27 protein-coding genes and 1 tRNA gene are annotated in these 25,337 nt (G+C 74.6%); 14 read left to right on the top strand and 14 right to left on the bottom strand.

The window, feature by feature from the left end; translation table 11 throughout:
* From C5507_RS09880 to C5507_RS09865, 4 genes are all read right to left on the bottom strand, one after another.
* Nucleotides 1–293: 2-oxoglutarate dehydrogenase E1 subunit family protein (locus tag C5507_RS09880; RefSeq protein WP_249027819.1), on the bottom strand; the 293-nt coding region annotated here is incomplete at its 3' end.
* Nucleotides 294–431: 138 nt separating this feature from the next.
* The gene (locus C5507_RS09875) at nt 432–1,241 is read right to left on the bottom strand and encodes an ankyrin repeat domain-containing protein (protein ID WP_104528336.1); all 810 of its coding nucleotides are present in this window, start codon (nt 1,239–1,241) and stop codon (nt 432–434) included.
* Between the two features lie 73 nt (nt 1,242–1,314).
* Complete coding sequence (locus C5507_RS09870; RefSeq protein WP_104528335.1) at nt 1,315–2,070, bottom strand: ABC transporter permease; 756 nt, start codon at nt 2,068–2,070, stop codon at nt 1,315–1,317.
* On the bottom strand, nt 2,067–2,996 hold the full coding sequence (locus C5507_RS09865) for an ABC transporter ATP-binding protein (RefSeq protein WP_249027818.1): 930 nt from the start codon (nt 2,994–2,996) through the stop codon (nt 2,067–2,069). The genes C5507_RS09870 and C5507_RS09865 overlap by 4 nt, the downstream gene beginning before the upstream one ends.
* A 184-nt stretch (nt 2,997–3,180) precedes the next feature.
* Between C5507_RS09865 and C5507_RS09860 the strand changes: the two genes are divergently transcribed.
* From C5507_RS09860 to C5507_RS09850, 3 genes are all read left to right on the top strand, one after another.
* Nucleotides 3,181–3,651, top strand: coding sequence for a universal stress protein (locus tag C5507_RS09860; RefSeq protein WP_242611135.1), 471 nt, complete (start codon nt 3,181–3,183; stop codon nt 3,649–3,651).
* Nucleotides 3,652–3,665: 14 nt separating this feature from the next.
* On the top strand, nt 3,666–4,745 hold the full coding sequence (locus C5507_RS09855) for an adenylate/guanylate cyclase domain-containing protein (RefSeq protein WP_104528333.1): 1,080 nt from the start codon (nt 3,666–3,668) through the stop codon (nt 4,743–4,745).
* Nucleotides 4,746–4,823: 78 nt separating this feature from the next.
* Entirely contained in the window at nt 4,824–6,461 is a 1,638-nt protein-coding gene (locus C5507_RS09850; protein WP_104528332.1) for an ABC-F family ATP-binding cassette domain-containing protein, read from the top strand.
* Here C5507_RS09850 and C5507_RS09845 read toward each other — a convergent pair.
* The 5 genes from C5507_RS09845 to C5507_RS22225 are packed head-to-tail and all read right to left on the bottom strand — an operon-like array spanning nt 6,448 to nt 9,869.
* On the bottom strand, nt 6,448–7,665 hold the full coding sequence (locus C5507_RS09845; protein ID WP_207225805.1) for an MFS transporter: 1,218 nt from the start codon (nt 7,663–7,665) through the stop codon (nt 6,448–6,450). The genes C5507_RS09850 and C5507_RS09845 overlap by 14 nt on opposite strands.
* Before the next feature lie 34 nt (nt 7,666–7,699).
* On the bottom strand, nt 7,700–8,278 hold the full coding sequence (locus C5507_RS09840) for a GNAT family N-acetyltransferase (protein WP_242611134.1): 579 nt from the start codon (nt 8,276–8,278) through the stop codon (nt 7,700–7,702).
* 1 nt (nt 8,279) lies between these two features.
* A complete protein-coding gene (locus C5507_RS09835) occupies nt 8,280–9,398 on the bottom strand; it encodes an alpha/beta fold hydrolase (protein WP_104528331.1) in 1,119 nt (372 codons plus the stop codon).
* Nucleotides 9,319–9,726: a hypothetical protein gene (locus tag C5507_RS09830; RefSeq protein WP_104528330.1), complete on the bottom strand. Its 408-nt coding sequence runs from the start codon at nt 9,724–9,726 to the stop codon at nt 9,319–9,321. The genes C5507_RS09835 and C5507_RS09830 overlap by 80 nt, the downstream gene beginning before the upstream one ends.
* On the bottom strand, nt 9,723–9,869 hold the full coding sequence (locus C5507_RS22225; RefSeq protein ID WP_158657556.1) for a hypothetical protein: 147 nt from the start codon (nt 9,867–9,869) through the stop codon (nt 9,723–9,725). The genes C5507_RS09830 and C5507_RS22225 overlap by 4 nt, the downstream gene beginning before the upstream one ends.
* A 128-nt stretch (nt 9,870–9,997) precedes the next feature.
* Here C5507_RS22225 and C5507_RS09825 point away from each other — a divergent pair, with 128 nt between their 5' ends.
* Nucleotides 9,998–10,768 carry an SDR family NAD(P)-dependent oxidoreductase gene (locus tag C5507_RS09825; RefSeq protein ID WP_104528329.1) on the top strand — a complete coding sequence of 257 codons (771 nt, stop codon included), beginning with the start codon at nt 9,998–10,000 and terminating at the stop codon, nt 10,766–10,768.
* On the opposite strand, the gene C5507_RS09820 is transcribed toward C5507_RS09825, so the two are convergent.
* On the bottom strand, nt 10,717–11,175 hold the full coding sequence (locus C5507_RS09820) for a hypothetical protein (protein ID WP_207225803.1): 459 nt from the start codon (nt 11,173–11,175) through the stop codon (nt 10,717–10,719). The genes C5507_RS09825 and C5507_RS09820 overlap by 52 nt on opposite strands.
* Nucleotides 11,176–11,231: 56 nt before the next feature.
* Nucleotides 11,232–11,387, bottom strand: a complete 156-nt coding sequence (locus tag C5507_RS22220; RefSeq protein ID WP_158657555.1) for a hypothetical protein — start codon at nt 11,385–11,387, stop codon at nt 11,232–11,234.
* Between the two features lie 185 nt (nt 11,388–11,572).
* Here C5507_RS22220 and C5507_RS09815 point away from each other — a divergent pair, with 185 nt between their 5' ends.
* Entirely contained in the window at nt 11,573–12,073 is a 501-nt protein-coding gene (locus C5507_RS09815; RefSeq protein WP_242611133.1) for a DUF5313 family protein, read from the top strand.
* 54 nt (nt 12,074–12,127) lie between these two features.
* Here C5507_RS09815 and C5507_RS09810 read toward each other — a convergent pair.
* From C5507_RS09810 to C5507_RS09800, 3 genes are all read right to left on the bottom strand, one after another.
* A tRNA-Arg gene (locus C5507_RS09810) sits at nt 12,128–12,199 on the bottom strand.
* A 67-nt stretch (nt 12,200–12,266) separates the two neighbouring features.
* A complete protein-coding gene (locus C5507_RS09805; RefSeq protein WP_104528328.1) occupies nt 12,267–12,938 on the bottom strand; it encodes a DUF305 domain-containing protein in 672 nt (223 codons plus the stop codon).
* A 29-nt stretch (nt 12,939–12,967) separates the two neighbouring features.
* A complete protein-coding gene (locus C5507_RS09800) occupies nt 12,968–13,729 on the bottom strand; it encodes a thioredoxin-like domain-containing protein (protein WP_104528327.1) in 762 nt (253 codons plus the stop codon).
* A 153-nt stretch (nt 13,730–13,882) separates the two neighbouring features.
* Between C5507_RS09800 and argS the strand changes: the two genes are divergently transcribed.
* The 9 genes from argS to prmC all read left to right on the top strand — a co-directional run bounded on the left by argS (nt 13,883) and on the right by prmC (nt 25,315).
* Nucleotides 13,883–15,544 (top strand): arginine--tRNA ligase, encoded by a 1,662-nt coding sequence (argS, locus tag C5507_RS09795; RefSeq protein WP_104528326.1) that lies wholly within the window; start codon nt 13,883–13,885, stop codon nt 15,542–15,544.
* A complete protein-coding gene (gene lysA, locus C5507_RS09790) occupies nt 15,541–17,034 on the top strand; it encodes a diaminopimelate decarboxylase (RefSeq protein ID WP_104528325.1) in 1,494 nt (497 codons plus the stop codon). Before argS ends, lysA begins: the two co-directional genes overlap by 4 nt.
* Nucleotides 17,031–18,332 carry a homoserine dehydrogenase gene (locus C5507_RS09785; protein WP_104528324.1) on the top strand — a complete coding sequence of 434 codons (1,302 nt, stop codon included), beginning with the start codon at nt 17,031–17,033 and terminating at the stop codon, nt 18,330–18,332. The genes lysA and C5507_RS09785 overlap by 4 nt, the downstream gene beginning before the upstream one ends.
* 74 nt (nt 18,333–18,406) lie before the next feature.
* The gene (gene thrC, locus C5507_RS09780) at nt 18,407–19,492 is read left to right on the top strand and encodes a threonine synthase (protein WP_211295512.1); all 1,086 of its coding nucleotides are present in this window, start codon (nt 18,407–18,409) and stop codon (nt 19,490–19,492) included.
* Entirely contained in the window at nt 19,489–20,442 is a 954-nt protein-coding gene (gene thrB, locus C5507_RS09775) for a homoserine kinase (protein WP_104528323.1), read from the top strand. The genes thrC and thrB overlap by 4 nt, the downstream gene beginning before the upstream one ends.
* A 247-nt stretch (nt 20,443–20,689) precedes the next feature.
* The gene (rho, locus tag C5507_RS09770; protein ID WP_104528322.1) at nt 20,690–22,888 is read left to right on the top strand and encodes a transcription termination factor Rho; all 2,199 of its coding nucleotides are present in this window, start codon (nt 20,690–20,692) and stop codon (nt 22,886–22,888) included.
* Nucleotides 22,889–23,071: 183 nt separating this feature from the next.
* A complete protein-coding gene (gene rpmE, locus C5507_RS09765) occupies nt 23,072–23,305 on the top strand; it encodes a 50S ribosomal protein L31 (protein ID WP_104528321.1) in 234 nt (77 codons plus the stop codon).
* A gap of 79 nt (nt 23,306–23,384) precedes the next feature.
* On the top strand, nt 23,385–24,464 hold the full coding sequence (gene prfA / locus C5507_RS09760; RefSeq protein ID WP_211295511.1) for a peptide chain release factor 1: 1,080 nt from the start codon (nt 23,385–23,387) through the stop codon (nt 24,462–24,464).
* A 2-nt stretch (nt 24,465–24,466) separates the two neighbouring features.
* Complete coding sequence (gene prmC / locus C5507_RS09755; protein WP_242611132.1) at nt 24,467–25,315, top strand: peptide chain release factor N(5)-glutamine methyltransferase; 849 nt, start codon at nt 24,467–24,469, stop codon at nt 25,313–25,315.
* The last annotated feature ends 22 nt before the right edge of the window (nt 25,316–25,337 follow it).

Here is a 25,337-nt window from a genome sequence, read left to right as displayed (position 1 = left end):
ACGACGTTGAGCAGCGGGGCCTTGCCACGGCGGGCGTTGTGCAGGTTGGCCAGGCCGTTGCCCAGGCCGGGGCCGAGGTGCAGCAGCGCCGCCGCCGGCGCGGCGGGCTCCTCCCGGTCGGCGCTGCCGCTGACCGGGCCGCTCGGCCGGTAGTCGGCGAAGAACTCGTGCCACGCCTGATCGACGCTGGACGGGTCGGCCAGGTACTGCTGGTACATCTCCTCGACCAGCCACTCGTTGGTGCCGAAACCGGCTACCTGGGACGAGGCGGACGACGGTCGGGATGAACTCACGCTTGACACGGGGTCGAGTGCCTTCTTCGTCTCGGGGCTGCGTCTGAGGGGCGTCGCTGAACCGGGTGTCGAGTCTACGCCGTGTCCCGCGGCTGACCGGGCACGGAGCGGGGCCCGCGCGCCCCGGCGCCGGTGGGGTCAGTGCGAGGCGCCGCGCGTGACCAGGAGGTCGGCCAGCGCGTCGTTCCCGGTGGCCTGCCCCTCGTCGGCGCGTCGCGACCGGGCGGCCGCCACGCGGCTGATGTCGAGGGCGCTGGCGCCGTCGTGGGTGGTGGCGTCGACGTCGGCCCCGGCGTCGAGCAGCAGGCCGACGATCTCCGGTGCCTCGCCCGACGGCCCGGCCGCCACGGCGGAGTGCAGCGGGGTCCGCCCGGTGTCGGGATCGTGCCGGTCGACGTCGGCCCCGGCGTCGAGCAGTAGCCGCACCAGCTCCAGGGAGCCCGCGGCCGTGGCCGCGTGCAGCGCTCCGCCGTCGGCGTCGGCGCCCCGGTCGAGCAGGAGCCGGGCGGTGCGGGCCGAGCCGCCGAACGCGGCCCAGGCCAGCAGGTCGACGCCGGTGGCGGGGTCGGTCAGCGGGGCGCCGGCGTCCAGTTCCTCCGTGAGCCGGTCGACGTCGTCGAGGTAGGCCGCGCTCGGCGCGTCCACGGCCGCGCCCAGCTCCAGGAGCAGCGGAGCGAGGTCGGGGGCGTGCTGCAGCGCCACGTGCAGCGGGGTGCGGTGCCCCTCCGTCCGCGCGGTCAGGTCGGCACCGGCCTCGACGAGCACCCGGACGACGTCGGCCCGGCCGCAGGCCACCGCGAGGTGCAGGGGCGTCCAGCCGCCCTGGCCCTCGCGCTCGACGGTGCCGGTGAGGAGCCGGGGGGAGTCCTGCACCGCGGCCCGGACCGCATCGGTGTCCCCGTCGACGATCAGCCTGCCCAGGCGCTGGACGGTCATGCGAGTGGTCACGCGGTCTCCGTTCTCCGTTGGCGGCTACGGCCCGCTCGTCGGCCTCGCCGCTCGTGCTGCGGTGCCCGCCGGCTCAGGCGACGTCGCGGCGCACGGCCAGGAACGTGCCCAGCACGGCCGCCACCAGACCGTAACCGAGGAGGAGGACACCGCCCTGCCACGGCTCCAGCAGCTCCGGGCCCTGGAAGGTGGCGGTGAGCGCCTCGAGCGCTCCTCCCGGCATCCACTTGTACGCGCCCGAGGTGGCCGGGATCTGCCGGATGATCGGCTCGATGACGAACAGGTAGACCAGGCCGCCGACGATGGCACCGACCTGGTTGCGCAGCAGTGCGCCCAGTCCGACGCCGAACACCGCGTAGATGACCAGGGCCAACCCGGAGCTGCCCAGCGTCCCGAGGTTGTCGGCGTCGAGCTCGGGCGCTGCCCCACGCGCCCCGGCGTGCACGGCGACCGTCGCGAAGTTGACCGCCATCACGACCAGTGCGAACAGCGTCGCGGCCAGCGCGTAGGCCATGAGCTTGGCCGTCACGACCCGGCCGCGGTGCGGCGTGGTCAGGAAGGTGGGCGTGGCCGTCCGGTGCCGGTACTCCTGCGTCATCCCGATGATGCCCAGGATGAGGAACAGGACGTTGACGTTCACCGCGTTCGCCATCGCCAGCTCTTCGTAGAGCGGGGTGCCCACGGCCGGGATGCCCGACTCGGGGTTGCCGGCGAACGCCGTCAGCAGGACGGCGAACCCGATGACCATGAGGCAGGCACCGAGCAGCAGGCCGATCCACACCCGCGTGCTGAACAGCTTGGCCCACTCCGCGCGCACCAGCGGCATCATCGTGCGGTCTCCTCGGCGGGGGCGGTCGCGGCGTACTGCTCACGGCCGGCGGTGAGCTGGAAGTAGATCTCCTCGAGCCCGCTGGAGCGCGATCGCAGCTCGTGCAGCTCGACGCCCGCGGCGAAGGCCCGGCCGCCGATCTCGGCGGTCGTCAGCCCGGTCACGGTCAACCCCTCGCCGTCGAGGTCGACCAGCGCCCCGTCGGCGCGCAGCAGCTCGGCCAGCCGGGCGGCGTCCGGGCTGCGCACGAGCACGGAGCCGGCCCCCTCGGCGCCGGACCGGAGGTCCTCCATGGATCCCTCGCGGACCAGCCGGCCGCCGCCGACGATGACCACGCGGTCGACGGTCTGCTCGACCTCCGACAGCAGGTGGCTGGACACCAGCACCGTGCGTCCCTGGTCGTGCGCCAGGTGCCGGAGGAAGCCGCGCAGCCACTGGATGCCCTCGGGGTCCAGGCCGTTGGCCGGCTCGTCGAGCACCAGCACGGCGGGGTCGCCGAGCAGCGCGGTCGCCAGCGCCAGTCGCTGCCGCATGCCGAGCGAATAGCCGCCGGCCCGGCGCCGTCCCGCGTCGGCCAGGCCCACCTGGGCCAGCACCTCGTCGGCGCGCGAGACCGGCAGGCCGGCGGCGCGGCAGTAGACGCGGAGGTGGTCCCGGCCGGTGCGGGCGGGGTGGAAGGCGGTCTCCAGTACCGCGCCCACCGTGCGCAGCGGCCGGGGGAGCGCGGCGTACGGGACGCCGTCGAAGGTGGCGCTGCCCGAGTCGGGCCGGACCAGGCCGAGCAGCATGCGCAGCGTCGTGGTCTTGCCGGCCCCGTTCGGGCCCAGGAAGCCGGTGATCGACGCCGGCTCGACGGTGAAACCCAGGTCGGACACGGCCCGCACCGGGCCGAAGGACTTGGACAGGCCGCTGACCTCGACCCGCACGGGGTGGGGCGCCGGGGCTTGTGCGGTGGGAATGACGCGCTCCTCGTCGTCCGCAGCGGGTGGAGCCCATCCAAGCGCACCGGCCGGTTCCGTTGGAACCCTGCCGCGCCGGGCACGTGACCTGCGGGAGGACGTCGATGATCTCGGGATGACCCGAGGCACACGGTCACATAGGCTGCCCGCCGTGACCGAGACCTCGCACGCCTACCGGACGGTCGTCGTCGGGACCGACGGATCGGAGTCCTCGCTGCGGGCCGTGGCCCGTGCGGGTGCCCTCGCCGGCGCCTGCGGCGCCACCCTGGTCATCGCCTGCGCGTACCTCCCGACCGAGGCCGACGACCGCGAGCTGGCCCGCGCGCAGGACGTCCTGCGCGACGAGGCCTACCAGATCGTCGGCTCCCACCCCGCCGAGGACACGGTGCGCACCGCCGCCGAGCGGGCCGGCTCCGCCGGCGCGACGAAGGTGAAGACCGTCGCCGTCCAGGGCTCCCCGGTCGAGGCGCTCCTGGACGTCGTCCGCCGGGAGGGCGCCGACCTCCTCGTCGTGGGCAACCGCGGGCTGGCCGGCATCAAGGGCCGGCTGCTCGGCTCGGTGCCGGCCGACGCCACCCGCCGGTCGCAGTGCGACGTGCTCGTCGTGCACACGACCGACTGAGGTCCCCGCCGGGCATGGACGACTCCGGGGTGCCCGTCCCGGGGCCCGAGGTGCGGGAGGCGCTGGAGCGGCTGCTGCTCGACGGGCCGCGCCGCTACACCCGGCGGCAGGTGGCCGAGATGGCCGGCATGCCCCCGCAGCGCACGCAGCGGCTGTGGCGGGCCCTCGGCTTCCCGGACGCGGCGGACGACGACCCCGTCTTCACCGACGCCGACATCCACGCCCTGGGGGCGGTGTCCGACCTGATCCGGTCCGGCTTCGTCGACGAGGACGCCGAGGCCTCGATCGCGCGGGCCATGGGCCAGGCGCTGTCCCGGTTGGCGGACTGGCAGGCCGACATGCTGGCCGACGCCCTGACCCGGGCCGGCGAGGACGGGCAGCGGCGGGCGGCCTCACCCGAGGAGGCCGTGGCCGTCGCGAGCGCCATGCTGCCCCGGCTGCTGGAGATCCAGAGCTACGTCTGGCTGCGGCACCTGGCCGCCAACGCCGACCGGCTGCTGTCCGCGCCCGGTTCCGGCGACCGCAGGGAGCTCGCGGTCGGCTTCGCCGACCTGGTGGGGTACACGTCGCGCAGCCGCGGCATGGGCGGGCGCGAGCTCGGCGCCATGGTGGAGGACTTCGAGAGCACCGCCGCCGAGGTGATCGCCCGCCACCACGGCCGGGTGGTGAAGACGGTCGGCGACGGCGTCCTGTTCACCGCCGCGTCGGCGACGGCCGCCGCCGACATCGGGCTGGCGCTCCCCGACGTCTGGGCGAGGCCGGACCGCCCTCCGCTGCGCGTGGGCGCGGCCTACGGCACGGTGCTCACCCGGTACGGCGACGTCTACTCACCGGTGGTGAACCTCGCCAGCCGGCTCACCTCGCTGGCCCGGCCGGGGGCGCTGCTGGTCGACCGGGACCTCGCCGACCGGCTGCGTGCGGTGGGCGGCTACCGGGTGCGGCCACTGCGCCGGGTGTCGGTGCGCGGGTACGAGCACCTGCAGCCCTGGCTCGCCCGGCGCCCGCGGACCACGGACGACCAGCAGCCCGACGACGCCGACTACGACGAGGACTCCTTCGACGCCCACGACGACGGCGAGGACGTCGGGCTCTGACGCGTCGGATCGGACCGTCGCGGCGCGACGTCGGACCGGCCTCGAACGCCTCCGGGCAGGGCTTGGCAGGCTGTAGGGGTGAGCGCCACTCTCGTCGCGCGCGGACTGGCAGCCGGACACGGCGCCCGCGTGCTCTTCTCCGACCTCGATCTCGTCGTCGCGCCCGGTGACGTCGTGGGGCTGGTCGGCGTCAACGGCGCGGGCAAGTCCACCCTGCTGCGCACCCTCGCCGGGGAGATCCCGGCGGAGGCCGGCGGCATCTCGCTGAGCCCGCCGACGGCGACCCTCGGCTACCTGCCGCAGGAGCACGAGCGCCGAAACGGCGAGACGGTGCTCGCCGCGCTGGCCCGCCGCACCGGCGTCGCCGCGGCGCAGGCGGCGATGGAGGCCGCCACCGAGGCGTTGTCGGCGGGCGAGCCCGGTGCCGACGACGTCTACGGCGACGCCCTGGAGCGCTGGCTGGCGCTCGGGGGCGCCGACCTCGACGAGCGGGCTGCCGAGGTCGTCGCGGAGGTGGCGCCCGGCGTGGCCCTGGACGCGCCGACCGCGGGGTTGTCCGGGGGGCAGGCCGCCCGCGTCGGCCTCGCCTCGCTCCTGCTGTCCCGCTACGACGTGCTGATGCTCGACGAGCCGACGAACGACCTCGACCTGACCGGGCTGGACCAGCTGGAGCGGTTCGTCACCGGCTCCCGGGCCGGCGTGGTGGTGGTCAGCCACGACCGGGAGTTCCTCGCCCGCACCGCCAACCGGATCGTCGAGCTGGACCTCGCCCAGCAGCTCGTCCGCGTGCACGACGGCGGCTACGAGGCGTACCTGACCGAGCGCGAGGTGGCCCGCCGGCACGCCCGCGAGGAGTACGAGGAGTTCGCCGACACCAAAGCCGGGCTGGAGGCCCGCGCCCGGATGCAGCGGAACTGGATGGCCAAGGGCGTCCGGGACTCGATCAAGAAGTCCAAGGACGGCGACAAGCACATCAAGGCCGCGAACCGGGCGTCGTCGGAGAAGCAGGCCGCCAAGGCCAAGCAGACCCAGCGGATGATCGAGCGGCTGGACGTGGTCGAGGAGCCCCGCAAGGAGTGGGAGCTCCGCATGGAGATCGCTCCGGCACCGCGGGCCGGCGCCGTCGTCGCCACGCTGCGCGGTGCGGTCGTCCGGCGGGGCGGTTTCACCCTCGGCCCGGTCGACCTCCAGGTGGGCTGGGGTGACCGGGTGGCCATCACCGGTGCCAACGGGTCGGGCAAGTCCACCCTGCTGGCGGCCCTGCTCGGCCGCGTGCCGCTCGACGAGGGCCAGGCGACCCTGGGCCCGTCGGTGCGCATCGGCGAGATCGACCAGGCGCGCGCCCGGTTCTTCGGCCCCGAGCAGCTGATGGACGCGTTCGGCGCCGAGGTGCCGGACTGGCCGACGGCGGAGGTGCGCACGCTGCTGGCCAAGTTCGGGCTGACCGCCGACCACGTGCTCCGCCCGGCCGTCACGCTGTCGCCGGGGGAGCGGACGCGTGCGGCGCTGGCGCTGCTGCAGGCCCGCGGCGTGAACGTGCTGGTGCTCGACGAGCCGACCAACCACCTCGACCTGCCGGCGATCGAGCAGCTGGAGCAGGCGCTGGCCGGCTACACCGGGACGCTGCTGCTGGTCACCCACGACCGGCGGATGCTGGCCGCGGTGGAGACCGACCGCCGGCTCGAGGTCGACGGCGGGCGGGTCACGGAGCGCTGACCTCGGGCTCCCGGGGCGCGACGGCGACCACCAGCGTCAGCGTGGCCAGCGCCGCGGCCCCCAGCAGCAGGGCCCAGTAGGGCACCAGTACCGCGAGGAGCGCGAGCAGCACCGGCGCGGCGAAGCCGACGTAGGTGAGCGCGTAGTAGACGGCGGTGAGGCCGGCCAGCTCACCGGGCGCGGCGATCCGCTGCGTCTGCAGCAGCCCCGCGACCAGGCAGCAGCCGTACCCGGTGCCCAGCACGACCGCGGCCGGTAGCACCAGCCACGGGGACTGCGTCGCAGCGGCCGCCGCGGCCGCCACCAGACCCACGACGACGGCGCCCAGCCCGACCGCCACCCCGCGCCGTGGCGAGGCCGCGGCGATCCGGCGGGCCGTCGGCTGGACGGCGAACCCGGTGCCGAGCGTGACGCCGGCGATGAGCGCGCTGAAGGCGACCGTCCACCCCGGGGTCGTCGCGGTGACCAGCCCGGGCAGGACGGCCATCGCGATGGCGGGCGCGGCGAAGACCCACGGCGCCACGGGCGCGACCGAGCGCCGGAACCGCGGATCGGCGGCCGAGCGCACCCGCAGCCGGGCCAGCGGCGAGCCGGCGGCGGGGGAGGCCCGGGCGGGGTCGACGGTCTCGGGAGCCCGCCACAGCGGCACCAGCACGGCCAGCCCCACGACCAGGTGCGGCAGGTAGGCGGTGACCAGGGGAGCGGGCGCCCACTGGGCCAGCAGCCCGGCGACCACCGGCCCCAGGCAGAAGCCGGCCGTCAGGGACATCGCCGCCCGGCGTGCACCGGCGCCTTCGCGAGCCCCGGGGTCCCAGCGCTGCGAGGACAGCTCCTCCACCCAGGCGCTGCCCGCCGCGAAGGCGGCCCCGCTGGCCAGCCCGGCCAGCAGCCGCCCCAGGTACAGGGCCCACAGGTCGCCGATCATCAGCACCGCCGTGGCCGCCAGCGACACCAGCGCGGCGGCGCGCAGCACCGGGGTGCGCCCCCGGCGGTCGGAGATCGGGCCCAGCACGAGCAGCGCCGGGATCAGGCCGAGCGCGTACGCGCCGAACAGGGCGTCGACGGTCGCCACCGACAGCCCGGAACGCTCGCGGTAGGCGACGAGGAGGCTGACGAACTGGTTGGCGCCCCAGCCGATGGCGAACATCGTGAGGGCGACCGGCAGCCACGCCCGGCGCGGTGTCCGGGGAGGGGCGACGGTCACGGTGGTCAGGGTGCCCGGCGGCCGGCCGGGCAGCTCAGGCGGGGGTCGCGTCCTCGTCCAGCGCCTCGGGCAGGCCCAGGGTGTCCATGGCCGACCAGGTGGCGTCCACCCGGTGGGCCAGGACCATCAGGTCCCGCAGCTGCCCGGACCGGTCGCGGATGTGGTCCTCCAGCAGCGCCTCGCCGCGGAAACCGAGGCCGGTGAAGAGGGCGAGCGCGGCACCCTGCTCGGCCACCACCTCGACGACGAGCTTGGTCGCCCCCGACGCGATCGCCTCCGTGACGGCGTGCCGGGCGAGCACCCGGCCCAGCCCCGCGCCGCGGCGTCGCGGGCCGACGACGAGCCGCAGCTCGGCGACGTGGTCGGACCAGCCGGGCAGCCGGCGGACCGCCACGTACCCGTCGACCTCGCCGTCGTCACCCAGCCCCACCCACCGGGCCGAGCCGTCCTCGGCCCAGCCGCGCACGGCCGCCGGGTCGGTGACGTCCTCCTTGATGAAGGTGCGATCGCCCTCGGGCAGCCCGGCGAAGAACCGCACGAGCGCGTCGGTGTGCGCCGCGTCGAGCGCGGCGATGGTCACCCCTGCGGCGCCCACCTGGTCGGTCCCGGTCACGTCAGGCTCCCTTCGCCTCGGACCGCCGGCCCACGGTCTCGCTGCGCCGGCGGAGGAAGTCGATGATCGTGGGCACGGTGGTCTTCGCCGCCGTGCGGCCGACCACCAGACCCATGTGCCCGGCGGGCAGCACCAGCTCGTGCTTGTCCCGTGAGCCCACGAGGTCGATCAGGGGCGCGGTCGCGTCCGTGGGCACGATGTGGTCCCGCTCGGCCCGCACGGTCAGGAACGGCACCTGGATGTCGGCGAGGTGGACTCGGTCTCCGGCGACGGTCAGCCGGTCGTTCACCATCCCGTTGTCGCGGACCAGCATCCGGGCGGTCTGCCGGGCCGCCTGCCCGGGGAACGGCACGTGGTCGTCCGACCAGCCGGTCATGGCCTGGTAGGAGGCGACGTACTCGTCGTTCCAGAGCTTCTCCCAGAGCGTGACGTACCGGGTGACCTCCGCGGTCGGCTTCAGCGTGCGGAAGCCCTGCACGACGATCTGCGGGGGCACGTTCCCGTCGCGGTCGAGGACCGAGTCGACCTCCATCCCGCCCACTCCGAAGATGTCCGCCAGCGGGCCCATGTGCCGGTAGTCGACCGGGGTGGCGAGCACGCTGAGGCTGCGCAGCGGTGAGTCGGGGTGGTGCGCCGCGTGCAGCAGCGAGAGGACCCCGCCGAAGCAGTAGCCGAAGAGGTTCACCTCGTCGGCGCCGGAGATCTCGCGCACCCGGTCGATGGCCGCCGGGATGTAGTCGTCGACGTAGTCCTCGAGGCCGTTGCCGGCGTCCCGCTCGTCCGGCTCGCCCCAGTCGACCATGTACACGTCGAACCCGGCGTCCAGCAGTTGCTCGACGAAGCTGTTGCCCGGGGACAGGTCGAGGATGTAGCTGCGGCTGATCAGGCTGAAGACCAGCAGCAGCGGCGGGGAGTGCAGGACGCCGCCCGGGGACTCGTTGCGGTAGTGCCACAGCTGGGTCCGGCCGCGCTGCCAGACGACGTCCTTCGGGCTGCAGCCCACGCCGGGGCGGTCGATCCCGGCGACCAGCTTGATGCCGTTACGTGCCCGCAGGGCGTTGCGCTCGACGTCGCGCCGGACGCGGTCGAGGATCGTCTGCGGGTTGGGCACGGTCGGCATCGCTGTCCTCCGTCGGACGGGACTGGCTGGTGCGCGGCGGGAGCGCACGGCGTCGTTCGTTCTCCAGGGCCACGGTGAGACGGCGGACCTCGCGGTCCAGCGCGCCGATCTGGGTGCGGAGCCGGTGGATGTCACTGCCGGCCGGCAGGTTGACCAGGTGCCAGGCGCGGGCGGTGAGGTCGCGCGCCGAGGAGCGGGCGAGCGTGGTCACCCGGCGGGCGAGCGCGACGCCCAGGGCGAAGTTGTCCGTGCGGACCAGTTCCTCCGCCTTCGGGGTCACGGCCTTCTCGACGGCGTCGTAGGCCTGCCGCCACAGGGGCGAGCTCATCGCTCCCCCACCTGCTCGTGCACCACGACCGCGCGGCGCGCGCGGTCGACGCGGCCTCCGCCATCCACCCTCCGGTCGCGCAGCGTCGCGGCAACCCGTGGCGCGAGTCGGCCGCGGAGCAGGTTCTGCGCGAGATCGGTCATGCCACGTTCCCCCTGGTGCCCGGAGCTGGACGGCGGGCTCCTACCCGCTCGGTGGGTGATCTACCGCACAGGGTGGATACGGTGTGGCGACCGCACGCCGCCGCACCCGACCCGGGGGAGACCCACGCATGCCCGACCGCACGATCCTCGACATGTTCCGCCTCGACGACCGGGTCGCGATCGTGACCGGGGCGTCCTCGGGGCTCGGTGCGGTCTTCGCCCGCACGCTCGCCGAGGCCGGCTGCGACGTCGTGCTCGGCGCCCGCCGGGTCGACCGGCTGGCCGAGACGCAGCGGGCGGTGGAGGAGGCCGGGCGCCGCGCGATCGCCGTGCAGACCGACGTCGCGAAGGTCGAGGACTGCCAGGGCCTGGTCGACGCCGCGATGGCCGGGTTCGGCAAGGTCGACATCCTGGTGAACAACGCCGGGATCGGCACCGCGATGCCGGCCACCCGGGAGGCGCCCGACCAGTTCCGGCAGGTCATCGACGTCAACCTCAACGGCTGCTACTGGATGGCGCAGGCCTGCGGCCGGGTCATGCAGCCGGGCAGCTCCATCGTCAACATCTCCAGCATCCTGGGGCTGACGACGGCTGGGCTGCCGCAGGCCGCCTACGCCGCGAGCAAGGCCGGGCTGATCGGCCTCACTCGCGACCTGGCGCAGCAGTGGACGGGCCGCAAGGGCATCCGGGTCAACGCGCTGGCGCCGGGGTTCTTCGCCTCGGAGATGACCGACCAGTACCCCGAGGGCTACCTGGACCAGCAGATGGCCCGCGTGCTGGCCGGCCGGGCCGGGGACCCGCGCGAGCTCGCGGCGGCGCTGGTCTTCCTGGTCAGCGACGCCGGCGGCTACGTCACCGGCACGACCCTCCCGGTCGAGGGCGGGATGCTCACCAGCTGAGGGCGTGGCCGGCGGCGGGCTCCGCGCAGGGCGTGCACGGCAGCACCCGTCCGGCGTCCGGGTCCGGCTCCGGCAGGGCCGCCGTCCGGCCGTCGGCCCGGGGGTGCGGACGGCGGGGCTGCCGGCAGCCGCTGCCGCCACCGCGGTGCGGGTAGCCCAGCACCGGCGTTCACCGGGTCGGGGGCGGCGTCCAACGCCGCGCGCACGGCGGGGGAGTCGCGGAAGCCGTCGCGCTGGATCTCCTCGTCGAAGACGAACTCGAGGACGACGCCCCACCGGTGCTCGTGCTCGTCCCAGAACCGGGCCCCGGAGGTCACCGCCGTCTCGACCAGGGAGTCGTGCCAGGCGCGCAGCCAGGCCGCGGCGGGGGTGCCGCCGTCGAACACCTCGATGGTGACCCAGTTCACAGTCGACCGACGCTCCGCGCGCCGGTGCCCCGCCGGGAGACCCGGCGGGGCGGCGGTCACGCCCGGTGTTCGGCCCGCTCGACCAGTGCGGCGATACGGTCGGGAATCCGCGGCCAGACCTCGCGCGGCAGGTCCTGGCCCATGCCGTCGACGACGAGCAGCTCCGCCCCGGGGGCGGCCCCGGCGGTGGCCCGGCCGCCGGTCACGTCCACCAGGCTGTCCTGCCCGCCGTGGATGACCGGGGTCGGCGCCGTGACCCGGCCGAGGTCGGCGTCCGGTCGTCGCCGACCGGTGCCGTGCGGCTGCCGCTGGTCCCCCTGCGGCGGGCGCTGGTGCAGCCGGTGGGACGCCCGTCACGCGCCTCTCGACGGCCCGTCGACGCCCCTACGCTGGCGGTGTGCCGACCAGCCAGCCGCCCGCGGATGCCCTCGGCCCGCTCGACGTGCCGGCCCCCGACGCCGACGGCACGCCGGCCGAGCCCGTCGTCCGGCCCGCTGCGCACCGGTGGCTCTGGTACGCCCTCGGCGGCCGGCTGCCCGCACGGCACCGTCGCTGGGTGCTGCACGACACGACGACCCGCACCTGGGGGCTCCGCCACGTCGCCCGCATGCTGGTCCAGATGGCCGTGCCGATCGCGTTGGTCATGATCTTCCTGCCGGCGCCCTGGCAGCTGCGCGTCGCCGTCGCCGGCGGTGGCATCTTCCTCGGGCTCATCTACTCGCTGGCCTACATGCCCGAGACGACGGAGAACCGGGTGGTCAAGGCCGGTTACCCGGCGGGCACCGCGACCGCGTACCGCGACCGCGCCGCGCAGCTGCGCGACGACCGGGACCGGGTCCGCCGCCGGGCCGCCGCTGCCAAGCGCGCCGCCCGGTACCGGGAGCGCCAGGGGCGCTGACGAGAGAGGCCCCGGCCACCCCTCTGGAGGGGGTGGCCGGGGCCTCTCGTCGCGTGCCCCCGGCAGGATTCGAACCTGCGCCCCTGCCTCCGGAGGGCAGTGCTCTATCCCCTGAGCTACGGGGGCTCGGGGCAGGGAAGAAGTTACCAGCCCGGGACGGCGGCCCCGACGGCGGCTCCCCGCCCCGCGGGCCTCACGGTGCGGGGAGGGGCGTGCCGCCGCGGGCGGTCAGCATGTCGGTCATCGTCCCGGTCTCGGCGCCCTGCGACTGCTCGATCGAGCGGGCCAGGTCGCGCACCGCCTGCACCTCGGCGTGCTCGGCGGCGTCCGCCGCCATGCCGAACCCGCCCTGGTGGTGCCGGATCATCAGCCGCAGGAACTCGACGTCGAACTCGGTGCCCGTCAGGCGGCGCAGGTCGGCCAGCTCCTCCGTGGTGGCCATGCCGGGCATGAGCGCACCGGACCCCATGTCCATGCCGGCCATGTCGTGACCGCCGTGGCCCTCGTCGGTCATCCAGGCCATCGTCTCGCCGCCGGTCAGCGGAACGCCCCACAGCGCGAGCCAGCCCTGCATCCGGCCGGCCTGGTTGGTCTGGGTGGCGGAGATGTCGAAGGCCAGGGACTCGATCTCCGGGTCGTCGCTGCGCTCGGCGACGAGGTTCGCCATCTCCACGCCCTGGAGGTGGTGCCGCGACATGTCGCGGGCGAACCCGGCGTCCACCGAGTCCGCCGCCGGCGTCGCGGCCCCGCGGCCGAGCCCCAGCGCCACGGCCAGCCCGCCGCCGAGCAGCACCAGCCCGATCCCGACGACCGCCAGGAGTGCGACGCGCAGCGGGCGGCGCCCCGGCTCGGCGGGGGTGGTCACGAGGTCCTCCGGGACGGCGGGGGTGCTGGTCAGGACGCGGGGGTCGTGGGAGCGGACGACTCGGCCGGCGCGGTGGCGGGGTCGTCGCTCTCCAGCGGCGGGGCGGCCAGGAAGTCCGGCCGCTCGCAGGTGGCGCCCGGCTCCGGGAAGCTGTCGGACTTGTAGGTCATCAGGTCGGCGAACTGCTTGACCCGCTCGTCGTCAGCGCTGTCGACCTTCAGCTGGTGACCCCAGGACTGCAGGCTGACGGGGGAGTCCAGCCCCTCGTACGGGGAGAGCATCCGGCCGGAGACGCCGTCGACCAGCCCGGCGAGCGTGTCGACGTCGGTGTCGGAGACCTCGTCCGGGTTGTACGTGATCCACACGGCGCCGTGCTCGAGGCTGTGCACCGCGTTCTCGTGCCGGATGTCGACGTCGTAGACGGTTCCCGTGCAGTCGGCCCACATGTTGGCGTGCGGCCCACCGACCGGCGGGGACTCCGTGTACTCGATCGGGCCGTCGTCGTGGGTGGCGCCCTCGTACTCGAACACCTCGGCGCCGGCGATCTCGTCGATGGACTCGACCTTCGAGGCATCCGCCTTGCGGACCTCGACCACGGCGTAGGTGATGACGGCCGCGGCGAACACAACGACGGCCAGCGCCGCGGCGATCAGCCCCCAGGGGCGCTGCTGGGCCACGACGTTCGTGGGAGGCCGGGTGCGCCCGCCCTTGCCGCGGCCCCCGGCGCCCGCTCCGGAGCGGGACGACCCGCCGCCGGTCGCGCGGGACTTGTCGGTGCGGTCCTTGGCCAAGGCCTCTCCTCGTTACGGGGCGCGGGCGCGCCGGTGCGGCCGGGGCCGGATCGGCTCCTCGTACCCGGCCCGAGTCTAGGTCGCCGGCCTGTGCGCGAGCTGGCAGCCGGGCGGCCCGCCGGACGGGGAAAGGGCGGTCAGTACGCTCGCCGGGTGACTCCCGAGCAGCTGCAGGACGTCGTTCGTACCGCCGTGGGCGCGGTCGTCGGGCGAGGCGCGCTGCCGGTCGAGGTACCCGCCGACGTCGTCATCGAACGCCCGCGGAACCCCGAGCACGGCGACTACGCCACCAACGTGGCCCTCCGCCTGGCCAAGCCGGCCGGCCGGCCGCCGCGCGACGTCGCCGGCCTGGTGGCCGAGGAACTGCGCGGGCACGCGGGCATCGCCACCGTCGACATCGCCGGGCCGGGCTTCCTCAACATCACCCTCGCGCAGGGTGCGCTCGGTCGGATCGCCGTCGACGCGGTCACCGCCGGGGCGGCCTACGGCCGCACCGACACCCTGGCCGGGCAGAAGCTGAACCTCGAGTTCGTCTCGGCCAACCCGACCGGACCGGTGCACATCGGCGGCACCCGGTGGGCCGCCGTCGGAGACGCGCTCGGCCGGCTGCTGGAGGCCAGCGGCGCCTCGGTGACGCGGGAGTACTACTTCAACGACGCGGGCGCCCAGATCGACCGCTTCGCCCTGAGCCTCCTGGCCGCCGCTCACGGCCGGCCGGTCCCCGAGGACGGCTACGCCGGCGACTACATCGGCGAGATCGCCGCGCAGGTCCTCGCCGCCGAGCCGGGGCTGCTGGAGCGGTCCGAACCCGAGCAGCAGGAACGCTTCCGGGTGCGCGGAGTCGACCTGATGTTCGCCGAGATCAAGCGCACGCTGTCGGACTTCGGTGTCGTCTTCGACGTCTACTTCAGCGAGCGGACGCTGCACGAGACCGGCGCCCTGGAGCAGGCAGTCGCCCGGCTGCGGGAGAAGGGCCACGTCTACGAGGCCGACGGCGCGGTCTGGCTCCGGACCACCGACTTCGGTGACGACAAGGACCGGCCGCTGATCAAGAGCGACGGCGCCCCGACCTACTTCGCCGCCGACTGCGCCTACTACCTGGACAAGCGGGACCGCGGCTTCGACAAGGTCGTGATCATGCTCGGCGCCGACCACGCCGGCTACGTCGGCCGGTACAAGGCGCTCTCGGCCGCCGTGGGCGACGACCCCGAGGCCAACCTGGAGATCCTGCTCGGCCAGCTGGTCAACCTGGTGCGCGACGGCCAGCCGGTGCGGATGAGCAAGCGCGCCGGCACCGTCGTCCTGCTGGAGGACCTGGTCGAGGCGGTGGGTGCCGACGCCGCGCGGTACGCGCTGGCCCGGGCCTCGGTCGACCAGATGATCGACCTCGACCTGGACCTGTGGAGCCGTCGGACCAACGACAACCCGGTCTTCTACGTCCAGTACGCGCACGCCCGCATCTCCTCGGTGCTGCGCAACGCGGCCGACCTGGGCATCGCGCTCGGCGAGGCCGCGGACGTCGACGTGGCCCAGCTGGCCCACGAGCGGGAGAACGACCTGCTGCGGGCTCTCGGCGAGTTCCCGCGCGTCCTGGTCGCGGCGGCCGAGCTGCGCGCCCCGCACCGGGTCGCCCGCTACCTGGAGGAGCTGGCGGGTACCTATCACCGGTTCTACGACTCCTGCCGCGTCCTGCCCCGGGGTGACGAGGAGGTTACCTCGCTGACCACCGCGCGCCTGTGGCTGTGCGCGGCCACCGCGGTGGTGCTCCGCAACGGCCTGGCCGTGCTCGGCGTCAGCGCTCCGGAGCGGATGTGAGAGCGCATCCCGCGGGGCCGCTGCACGGCAACATCAGCCCGCCGTCGGCCGCCGGTGCGCCGCCGGCCGAGCTGGGTGTCCTCGACCCCCAGGTCTGGCCGCGCTCGGCGAGGCGGGTCGACGGCGAGCTGCACCTCGGCGGCCGGGCGGTGACCGACCTGGCCCGGGAGCACGGCACCCCGCTGTTCGTCCTGGACGAGGACGACTTCCGCAGCCGCGCCGCCGAGTTCGCCGCGGCCTTCACCGGGGGGGACGTGCACTACGCCTCCAAGGCGTTCCTCTGCGGCCAGGTGGCCCGGTGGATCGCGGCCGACGGGCTGAACCTCGATGCCACCAGCGGGAACGAGCTCGCCGTGGCGCTCGCCGCCGGATTCCCGGCGGGGAGGATCGCGCTGCACGGCAACAACAAGTCGCTCGTAGAGCTGCGGGCAGCCGTCGACGCCGGCGTCGGCCGGATCGTCCTGGACTCCTTCGACGAGATCGACCGGCTGGTGCCTCTGGCCGCGGCGCGGACGGCTGCCGGAGCAGATCCGGTCGCCGTGATGATCCGGACGACCGTCGGCATCGAGGCGCACACCCACGAGTTCATCGCCACCGCGCACGAGGACCAGAAGTTCGGGTTCTCCCTCGCCACCGGGGATGCGCTCGAGGCCGCCCGGCGGGTGGTGTCCGAGCCGGCGCTGCACCTGGCCGGCCTGCACAGCCACATCGGCTCGCAGATCTTCGACACCGCCGGGTTCGAGGCCGCCGCGCACCGCGTCGTGGGCCTGATGGGCGCCGTCCGCGAGGCCACCGGTCAGGTGCTCGAGGAGCTCAACCTGGGGGGCGGGTTCGGCATCGCCTACCTCCCGGACGACGACCCGGTCGGTGCCGCCGACGTCGCCGGCAGGCTGCGGGCGGTCGTGGCCGCGGAGTGCGCCGAGCTCGGGCTCCCCGTGCCCCGCCTGGCCGTGGAACCGGGCCGTGCCATCGCCGGACCCGGCACCGTCACGCTCTACGAGATCGGCACGATCAAGCCCGTCCGCCTCGGCGCCTCCGGCTCGCCGGGCACGCCGCTGGTGCGCAACTACGTCTCCGTGGACGGCGGGATGAGCGACAACATCCGCACCGCCCTCTACGACGCCGCCTACACCTGCGTGCTGGCCAACCGCAGCTCCGACGCCCCGCCGGCGCTGTGCCGGGTCGTGGGCAAGCACTGCGAGAGCGGCGACATCCTGGTCCGCGACCTGTGGCTGCCCTCGGACGTCCAGCCCGGGGACCTGCTCGCGGTCGCCGCGACGGGCGCGTACTGCTGGTCGATGGCCAGCAACTACAACTACCTGCTCAAGCCCCCGGTGGTAGCCGTCCGGGACGGCGTCGCCACCGAGATCGTGCGCCGTCAGACACTGTCGGACGTGTTCGCCCTCGACGCGGTCCTCGCCGACCGCCCCGCCCCCTCGCCGGCGATCGACCAGCCGGCGCCCGAGCACCCCGCGGGAGCGACCTCGTGACCGGAACCCTCAAGGTGGCGCTGCTCGGCTGCGGCACCGTCGGCAGCGCGGTGCTGCGCGCGCTGCAGGAGCAGGCCGACGACCTCGGCGCCCGGATCGGCTGCCCGGTGGAGGTGGCGGGTGTCGCGGTGCGCCGCCCGTCGCACCACCCCGACGTCCCGGCGCACCTGCTGACCACCGACGCCCACGGCCTGGTCACCCGGGACGACGTCGACCTCGTCGTCGAGGTCATCGGTGGCATCGAGCCGGCGCGCTCCCTGATGCTGGCGGCCTTCGCGGCCGGCAAGTCGGTGGTGAGCGCCAACAAGGCGCTGCTGGCCGAGGACGGCGTCGTGCTGCACGCCGCGGCGGCCGAGGCCGGCGTGGACCTCTACTACGAGGCCGCGGTGGCCGGCGCCATCCCGATCCTGCGGCCGCTGCGCGAGTCGCTGGTCGGCGACCAGCTGTCGCGCATCGTCGGCATCGTCAACGGGACGACGAACTACATCCTGTCGCGCATGGCCGAGACCGGCGCCGGCTTCGGCGAGGCGCTGGCCGAGGCCACCGAGCTGGGCTACGCCGAGGCCGACCCCACCGCCGACGTGGACGGCTTCGACGCCGCCGCCAAGGCCGCGATCCTGGCCTCGCTGGCGTTCCACACCCCGGTGGCCGCCGCCGACGTGCACCGCGAGGGCATCTCCACGGTGACCGCCACCGACGTCGCGCGCGCCGCGGAGATCGGCTGCACCGTGAAGCTGCTGGCCATCTGCGAGCGCGTGCCCGGGAACGGCAGCGCCACCGGGGACTCCGTGGCCGTGCGCGTGCACCCGGCGATGATCCCGACCTCGCACCCGCTGGCCTCGGTGGGCGGTGCGTTCAACGCCGTCTTCGTCGAGGCGGAGTCGGCCGGGCAGCTGATGTTCTACGGCCAGGGCGCCGGCGGCGAGCCGACGGCCAGCGCCGTCCTGGGCGACCTGGTGGCGGTGGCGCGCAACCGCGTCACCGGGGCCCCGGGCCCGGGTGTCACCGGCTACGCCAACCTCGCCGTCCGCCCGATGGCGGAGACGCCGACCCGGTACCACGTGAGCCTCGACGTGGCGGACAAGCCCGGCGTGCTCGCCTCGGTCGCGCAGGAGTTCGCGCAGCACGGGGTCAGCATCTCCACCGTCCGCCAGACCGGCCGCGGCGACGCCGCCACGCTGGTCATCGTGACCCACAGCGCCCCCGACGCGGCGCTGTCGGCCACCATCAACGCACTGCGGGAGATGCCCGCCGTCCGTGGTGTCACCAGCGTGCTGCGCGTGGAAGGGTTGCAGTGACCGAGCGTGCGAGGTCACCGGAAAGCAGAGCACCGTCGGTCACCGGGCCGACGAGCGCCAGCGAGGAGAACCGAGTGACCGTGTCGTCCGTCGTCTCCCCGGGGTGGCCCGGCCTCATCGAGGCCTACCGCTCCCGTCTGCCGGTCAGCGACTCCACCCCGGTGGTGACGCTGCACGAGGGCGCCACCCCGCTGGTGCACGCGCGGGAGCTGTCCCGGCGCACCGGCTGCGAGGTCTACCTGAAGGTCGAGGGCGCCAACCCGACCGGCTCCTTCAAGGACCGCGGGATGACGATGGCCATCACGAAGGCCGCGGAGGAGGGCGCCCGGGCGGTCATCTGCGCCTCCACCGGCAACACCAGCGCGAGCGCCGCCGCCTACGCGGTGCGCGCGGGTCTCGTCTGCGCCGTCCTCGTGCCGCAGGGCAAGATCGCGATGGGCAAGCTCGCGCAGGCGCTGGTGCACGGAGCCAAGCTGCTGCAGGTCGACGGCAACTTCGACGACTGCCTGGAGCTGGCCAGCAAGCTGGCCATCGACTACCCCGTCAGCCTGGTCAACAGCGTCAACCAGTACCGGATCGAGGGCCAGAAGACGGCGTCCTTCGAGATCGTCGACGTGCTGGGCGACGCTCCGGACATCCACTGCCTCCCGGTCGGCAACGCCGGCAACATCACCGCCTACTGGCAGGGCTACCGCGAGTACTGCGCCGACTCCGCGACCCCGGGACCGGCCACGCGCACCCCGCGGATGTGGGGCTTCCAGGCCGCCGGCGCGGCGCCCATCGTCAGCGGGCAGGTCGTGGAGAACCCCAGCACCATCGCCACGGCCATCCGGATCGGCAACCCCGCGTCCTGGACCAAGGCGCTGGCCGCCCGCGACGAGTCCGGCGGGCGCATCGACGCGGTGACCGACCGCGCGATCCTCTCGGCCTACCGGCTGCTGGCCCGCAGCGAGGCGGTGTTCGTGGAGCCCGCCTCGGCGGCGTCGGTCGCCGGTCTGCTGCAGGTCCACGCCGCCGGCGAGCTCGAGCCCGGCCAGCGGATCGTCTGCACGGTCACCGGCAACGGCCTCAAGGACCCGGAGTGGGCCATCTCCGGCGCCCCCGCGCCGGTCACCGTGCCGGTCGACGCCGCGGCCGCCGCGGCGCAGCTGGGCCTGTGACCGGGCCGCACCGGGACACCGTCCGGGTACGTGTCCCGGCGACCAGCGCGAACATCGGACCGGCGTTCGACTGCGCCGGGCTGGCGCTGGCCCGGCACGACGTCCTCGACTTCTCGGTCGAGCCGTCCGGGCTGACGGTCGAGGTCGGCGGGATCGGCGCCGGTGAGCTGCCGCTGGACGAGTCGCACCTCGTCGTCCGCGCCTTCCGGGCCGCCTGCGACGAGCTGGGCTGGTCGCCCCGGGGGCTGCGGGTCGTCGCCGAGAACGCGATCCCGCAGGGCCGGGGGTTGGGTTCGTCGGCCGCGGCGGTGGTCGCCGGCGTCCTGGGCGCCTGGGCGCTGTGCCCGGACGTCGAGGCCGTCGACGGGAACGCCGTCCTCCGGCTGACCACCGAGATGGAGGGCCACCCCGACAACGTGGCCGCGTGCCTTCTCGGCGGGCTCACGCTGTCGTGGACCGGCGACGGCGGGGTCGGCGCCGACAGCCTGACCGTGCACGACGACGTGATGCCGGTCGTCCTGGTGCCCGGCGCGACCCTGTCCACCGAGGTGGCCCGCGGGCTGCTGCCGGAGCTCGTGTCGCACGCCGACGCCGCGTTCAACGCCGGACGGTCGGCGCTGCTGGTGCACGCGCTCACCTCGGGCGGGTTGCTGATGGAGGCGACCGAGGACCGGCTGCACCAGCGGCAGCGCACCGCCGCCATGCCTGCCTCGCTCGACCTCATCGACCGGCTGCGCGCCGCGGGTCACGCCGCCGTGGTGTCCGGCGCCGGCCCGTCGGTGCTGGTGCTCGCCCGGCGTACCGTCCGGGACGCCGACCGGCCGGCCGGGGCGCAGGAACTCCGGGACGTCGCCGCGCTCGTGCCGGAGGGCTGGACGGTGCTGCCGCTGGGTGTCGATCCGATCGGGGCCCGCGTGTCCCGAGGTGCGGGGGAGATATCGTCTCGGTAACGAGGAACACACTGGGAACCACCGGTGTTGTCCTGCCTGTGAGCTGCGTCTAGGCTCACGGCGTAGCCGCCCACTCGGGCGAGCCTCGCGCGGGGCCGAAGCAGACGATCGAATCTCTTCGCCGCTGATCCGCCTCGCACCTCTCAACCCGTTCTCCCGTTGCGCTCCCGCTCCTGAGCCGGTCCGCAGGGATCCGGGGAACCCCTGCGCCGATACGGCGCAGGTCACCGCAGGGAAGGACCTGTACGTGAGCGAAACCACCGACCTCGACGTGACCGGCGCGCCCGACGCCGCCGCCTCCGCCGAGGGCACTGCCGCTTCTGGGACGGCGGGCCGCCCCCGCCGCCGCGGCAACGGACTGTCGGGCATGCTCCTGCCCGAGCTCCAGCGGCTGGCCGCCGAGCTGGGCATCCCCGGCACCGGCCGGATGCGCAAGAGCGACCTCGTCGCCGCCATCTCCGAGCGCCAGGTCGGCGGCCCCGACGCCGCCCCCGCGGCGCGCGCGGAGACCGGCGCCACCGGTGGAGCGGACACCGCGCGCGGTGTCGCCGCCTCCTCCGCACCGCTGGAGGCCCCCGTCTCGGGCGGCGCGAACGGGGGCCCGCTGACCGGCGAGGACACCCCGGCCGCGGCCCCGACCCGCACCCGTCGGGGCGCCAGCCGCCCGGCCGGCTCGCCCACCGAGCCGGCCCCGGCCGACGCCGCACCGGCGGAGGCCTCCGCGAGCACCGAGGCGCCCGCGGAGCCGCGCGAGGACGATCAGCGCGACGGCGAGCGGACGCCGCGCAACCGCGACCGCAACCGCAACCGCGGGGACCGGGACGGCAACCGCGACAACGCCGGCCGTGACAGCCGGGACACCGCCGGCCGCGACAACCGCGACAACGGCGAGCGTGGCGCCCGTGACGGCGGCGAGCGTGCCGAGCGCGGCGCCCGTGACGGCGGCGAGCGCGCCGAGCGGGGCAACCGCGACGGCAACGACCGGGGTGCTCGTGACGGCGGTGCTCGTGACGGCGGTGCCCGTGACGGCGGTGCCCGTGACGGCGGCGCGCGGGACGGCGCGAACCGGGACGGCAACCGCGGCCCCGACCGCGACCGCAACGACCGGGGCGGGCGTCCGGACAACCGGACCGACAACCGCACCGACGGCGGCCGCACCGACGGCGGGCGCGGTCCCAACCCGAACGACGAGGACGACGACGACTTCGAGGGCGGCCGCGGCCGCCGTGGCCGCCGGTACCGCGACCGCAACAAGCGGGGCACGGGCCGGGAGCGGTTCGACCAGGGCGAGCCGACGGTCAGCGAGGACGACGTCCTGCTGCCCGTCGCCGGCATCCTGGACGTGCTCGACAACTACGCGTTCGTCCGCACCTCGGGCTACCTGACCGGGCCCAACGACGTCTACGTGTCGCTGTCGCAGGTGCGCAAGCACGGGCTGCGCCGCGGTGACGCCATCACCGGTGCCGTCCGGCAGCCGCGGGAGGGGGAGCGCAAGGACAAGTACAACGCGCTCGTCCGCCTCGACACGGTCAACGGCCTGGACCCCGAGCAGGCGCGCAACCGGCCGGAGTTCACCAAGCTCACGCCGCTCTACCCGCAGGACCGTCTGCGGCTGGAGACCGAGCCGCACCTGCTCACCACGCGCGTGATCGACCTGGTGATGCCGATCGGCAAGGGGCAGCGCGCGCTCATCGTGTCGCCGCCCAAGGCCGGCAAGACGATGGTGCTGCAGTCGCTGGCCAACGCCATCACCACGAACAACCCCGAGTGCCACCTGATGGTCGTCCTGGTCGACGAGCGCCCGGAGGAGGTCACCGACATGCAGCGCTCGGTGAAGGGCGAGGTCATCGCCTCGACCTTCGACCGGCCGCCGTCGGACCACACCACGGTCGCCGAGCTCTCCATCGAGCGGGCCAAGCGCCTGGTCGAGATGGGCCACGACGTCGTCGTCCTGCTGGACTCGATCACCCGCCTGGGCCGCGCCTACAACCTGGCGGCTCCCGCCAGCGGGCGGATCCTCTCCGGTGGTGTCGACTCGACGGCGCTCTACCCGCCCAAGCGCTTCCTGGGTGCAGCCCGCAACATCGAGAACGGCGGCTCGCTCACGATCATCGCCTCGGCGCTGGTCGAGACCGGCTCCACGATGGACACGGTCATCTTCGAGGAGTTCAAGGGCACGGGTAACGCGGAGATCAAGCTCGACCGCCGGCTGGCGGACAAGCGGGTCTTCCCGGCCGTCGACGTCAATGCGTCGGGCACGCGCAAGGAGGAGATCCTCATGTCGCCCGACGAGCTGGCCATCGTCATCAAGCTGCGCCGGGTGCTCGCCGCGCTGGAGCCGCAGCAGGCGCTGGAGCTGCTGCTCGACAAGCTGAAGAAGACCCGCAACAACGTCGAGTTCCTGATGCAGATCCAGAAGACGACGCTCGGCCCGGACAAGGAATAAAGGACCCCCTGCCCCCCGCCACTCGCAGGCTCGCGGCGGGCCCCTGCAGGGGGCCGCGGCCGGACGGTCTCCCGATCTGGGAGACTGTTCGACCGAGCCCCGTCGGCGCGGCCGGAAATAGCCGTCCGGTCCCCGGCGTTCACAGCACCGAACGACACAGACTTCGTAGAAGAGGCAGCAGCCATGAAGCCCGACATCCACCCGGCCTACAACGTCACCACCGTGACCTGCGGCTGCGGCAACACCTTCACCACCCGCAGCACGAGCCCGACCGGTCAGCTGACCGTCGAGACCTGCTCCGCCTGCCACCCCTTCTACACCGGCAAGCAGCGCATCCTCGACACCGGTGGCCGCGTCGCCCGCTTCGAGAAGCGGTTCGGCAAGCGCAGCACCGGCGCGTCCACCGACGCCCAGTAGCACCCCCGACGGCGCCCGTTCCACCCTCGCGGTGGGGCGGGCGCCGTCGTCATGTCCGGACCCCGCGAGAGGAACCTGAGTGAGCAGCACCGATCCGTCGGCGGCCGACCGGCTGGCGGGGCTGCTCGCCGAGCACGCGCGGCTGGAGCAGGAACTGGCCGACCCTGCGGTGCACACCGACCAGACCCGCGCGCGCCGGCTCGGACGGCGGTACGCGCAGCTGGCCCCCCTGGTGGAGACCGCGCGTGCGCTCGAGCAGGCCCGGGACGACCTCAGTGCCGCCCGCGAACTCGCGGCCGAGGACTCCTCCTTCGCCGCCGAGGCCACCACCCTGGAGCGGGAGATCGAGGAGCTCACCGGCCGGCTGCGCGAGCAGCTGCTGCCCAAGGATCCCGACGACGACAAGGACGTCATCCTCGAGATCAAGGCGGGGGAGGGCGGCGCGGAGTCCGCGCTGTTCGCCGGCGACCTGCTGCGCATGTACCTGCGCTACGCCGAGCGGCGCGGCTGGGCCACCGAGGTGCTCGACGCCGTCGACGCGGAGCTCGGTGGCTACAAGGACGTCGCGGTGGCGATCAAGTCCCGGACCGACGAGGGGATCTGGTCGCGGCTGAAGTTCGAGGGCGGCGTGCACCGTGTGCAGCGGGTGCCCGCGACCGAGAGCCAGGGGCGCATCCACACCTCGGCGGCCGGTGTGCTCGTGCTGCCGGAGGCCGAGGAGGTCGACGTCACGGTCGACCCGAACGACCTGCGCATCGACGTCTTCCGCTCCTCGGGTCCGGGCGGGCAGAGCGTGAACACCACCGACTCCGCCGTCCGCATCACCCACCTGCCCAGCGGCATCGTGGTCAGCTCGCAGAACGAGAAGAGCCAGCTGCAGAACCGCGAGTCCGCGCTGCGGGTACTGCGCTCCCGGCTGCTGGCGGCCGCCCGCGAGGAGGCCGCGGCCACCGCCAGCGACCAGCGGCGCAGCCAGGTCCGGACCGTCGACCGGAGCGAACGGGTGCGCACCTACAACTTCCCGGAGAACCGGATCTCCGACCACCGGGTCGGCTACAAGTCGCACAACCTCGACGCGGTGCTCGACGGCGACCTCGACGGCGTCATCGACGCCCTGGTCAGCACGCACACCGCCGAGCTCCTGGCGGCCGGCTCCTGAACGTGCGCACGCTCGTGACCGGCGCGGCCGGCCGGCTGGCCGAGGCCGGGGTCGAGTCGCCCCGCGTCGATGCCGAGCTGCTGCTCGCGCACGTGCTCGGCGTGCCGCGCACCCGGCTGCTCACCCTCGACGACGTCGCCGACGACGCGGTCGCCCGCTTCGGCGCGCTGGTCGACCAGCGCGCCGACCGGGTGCCGCTGCAGCACCTGACCGGCCGGGCGCCGTTCCGGTACCTGGAGCTGGCCGTCGGCCCGGGTGTCTTCGTGCCGCGGCCGGAGACGGAGCACCTGGTGACGTGGGCGCTGGGGCAGCTCGCCGGCATCGCCGAACCCGTCGTGGTCGACCTGGGATCGGGCTCCGGGGCGATCGCGCTGTCGATCGCGCACGAGCACCCCGGCGCGAGGGTGACCGCCGTCGAGCGCGACCCCGGCGCCCTCGAGTGGACCCGGCACAACGCACGGGCCCGGTCGGCGGCAGGGGACACCCCGGTCGAGGTGGTCGTCGGCGACATGACCGATCCGCAGCTGCTCCGGACGCTCGACGGCACCGTCGACCTCGTCGTCAGCAACCCGCCGTACGTGCCCGACGGCGCACGGGTGCCCCGCGAGGTGGCCGACCACGACCCGCCGCTGGCGCTGTGGGGCGGCCCCGACGGTCTCGACGTCGTCCGCGGCCTCGTGGTCACCGCGGCCCGGTTGCTGCGCCCCGGCGGCGGTCTGGGCATCGAGCACGCCGACCAGCAGGGGGCCTCGGTGCCCTCGGTGGTCCGCGCCCACGGCGGTTACGCAAGGATCGAGGACCATCCCGACCTCGCCGGTCGGGCACGGTTCACCACCGCCCACCGGAACTGACGGGCCAGAACGGGCACACTCC

The organism is Blastococcus saxobsidens, from assembly GCF_002938435.1.
In the GTDB taxonomy this organism is placed as follows: Bacteria; Actinomycetota; Actinomycetes; order Mycobacteriales; family Geodermatophilaceae; genus Blastococcus; species Blastococcus saxobsidens.
Note: the sequence above shows the minus strand (reverse complement) of the source record. Positions and strands in the feature narration are given on the sequence as shown.

Excerpts from the sequence above, each read along its gene's own strand:
- C5507_RS09870 (WP_104528335.1), bottom strand. The coding sequence starts at position 2,070 with ATGATGCCGCTGGTGCGCGCGGAGTGGGCCAAGCTGTTCAGCACGCGG.
- C5507_RS09855 (WP_104528333.1), top strand. The coding sequence starts at position 3,666 with ATGGACGACTCCGGGGTGCCCGTCCCGGGGCCCGAGGTGCGGGAGGCG.
- C5507_RS09835 (WP_104528331.1), bottom strand. The coding sequence starts at position 9,398 with ATGCCGACCGTGCCCAACCCGCAGACGATCCTCGACCGCGTCCGGCGC.
- C5507_RS09830 (WP_104528330.1), bottom strand. The coding sequence starts at position 9,726 with ATGAGCTCGCCCCTGTGGCGGCAGGCCTACGACGCCGTCGAGAAGGCC.
- C5507_RS22225 (WP_158657556.1), bottom strand. The coding sequence starts at position 9,869 with ATGACCGATCTCGCGCAGAACCTGCTCCGCGGCCGACTCGCGCCACGG.
- C5507_RS09825 (WP_104528329.1), top strand. The coding sequence starts at position 9,998 with ATGCCCGACCGCACGATCCTCGACATGTTCCGCCTCGACGACCGGGTC.
- rpmE (WP_104528321.1), top strand. The coding sequence starts at position 23,072 with ATGAAGCCCGACATCCACCCGGCCTACAACGTCACCACCGTGACCTGC.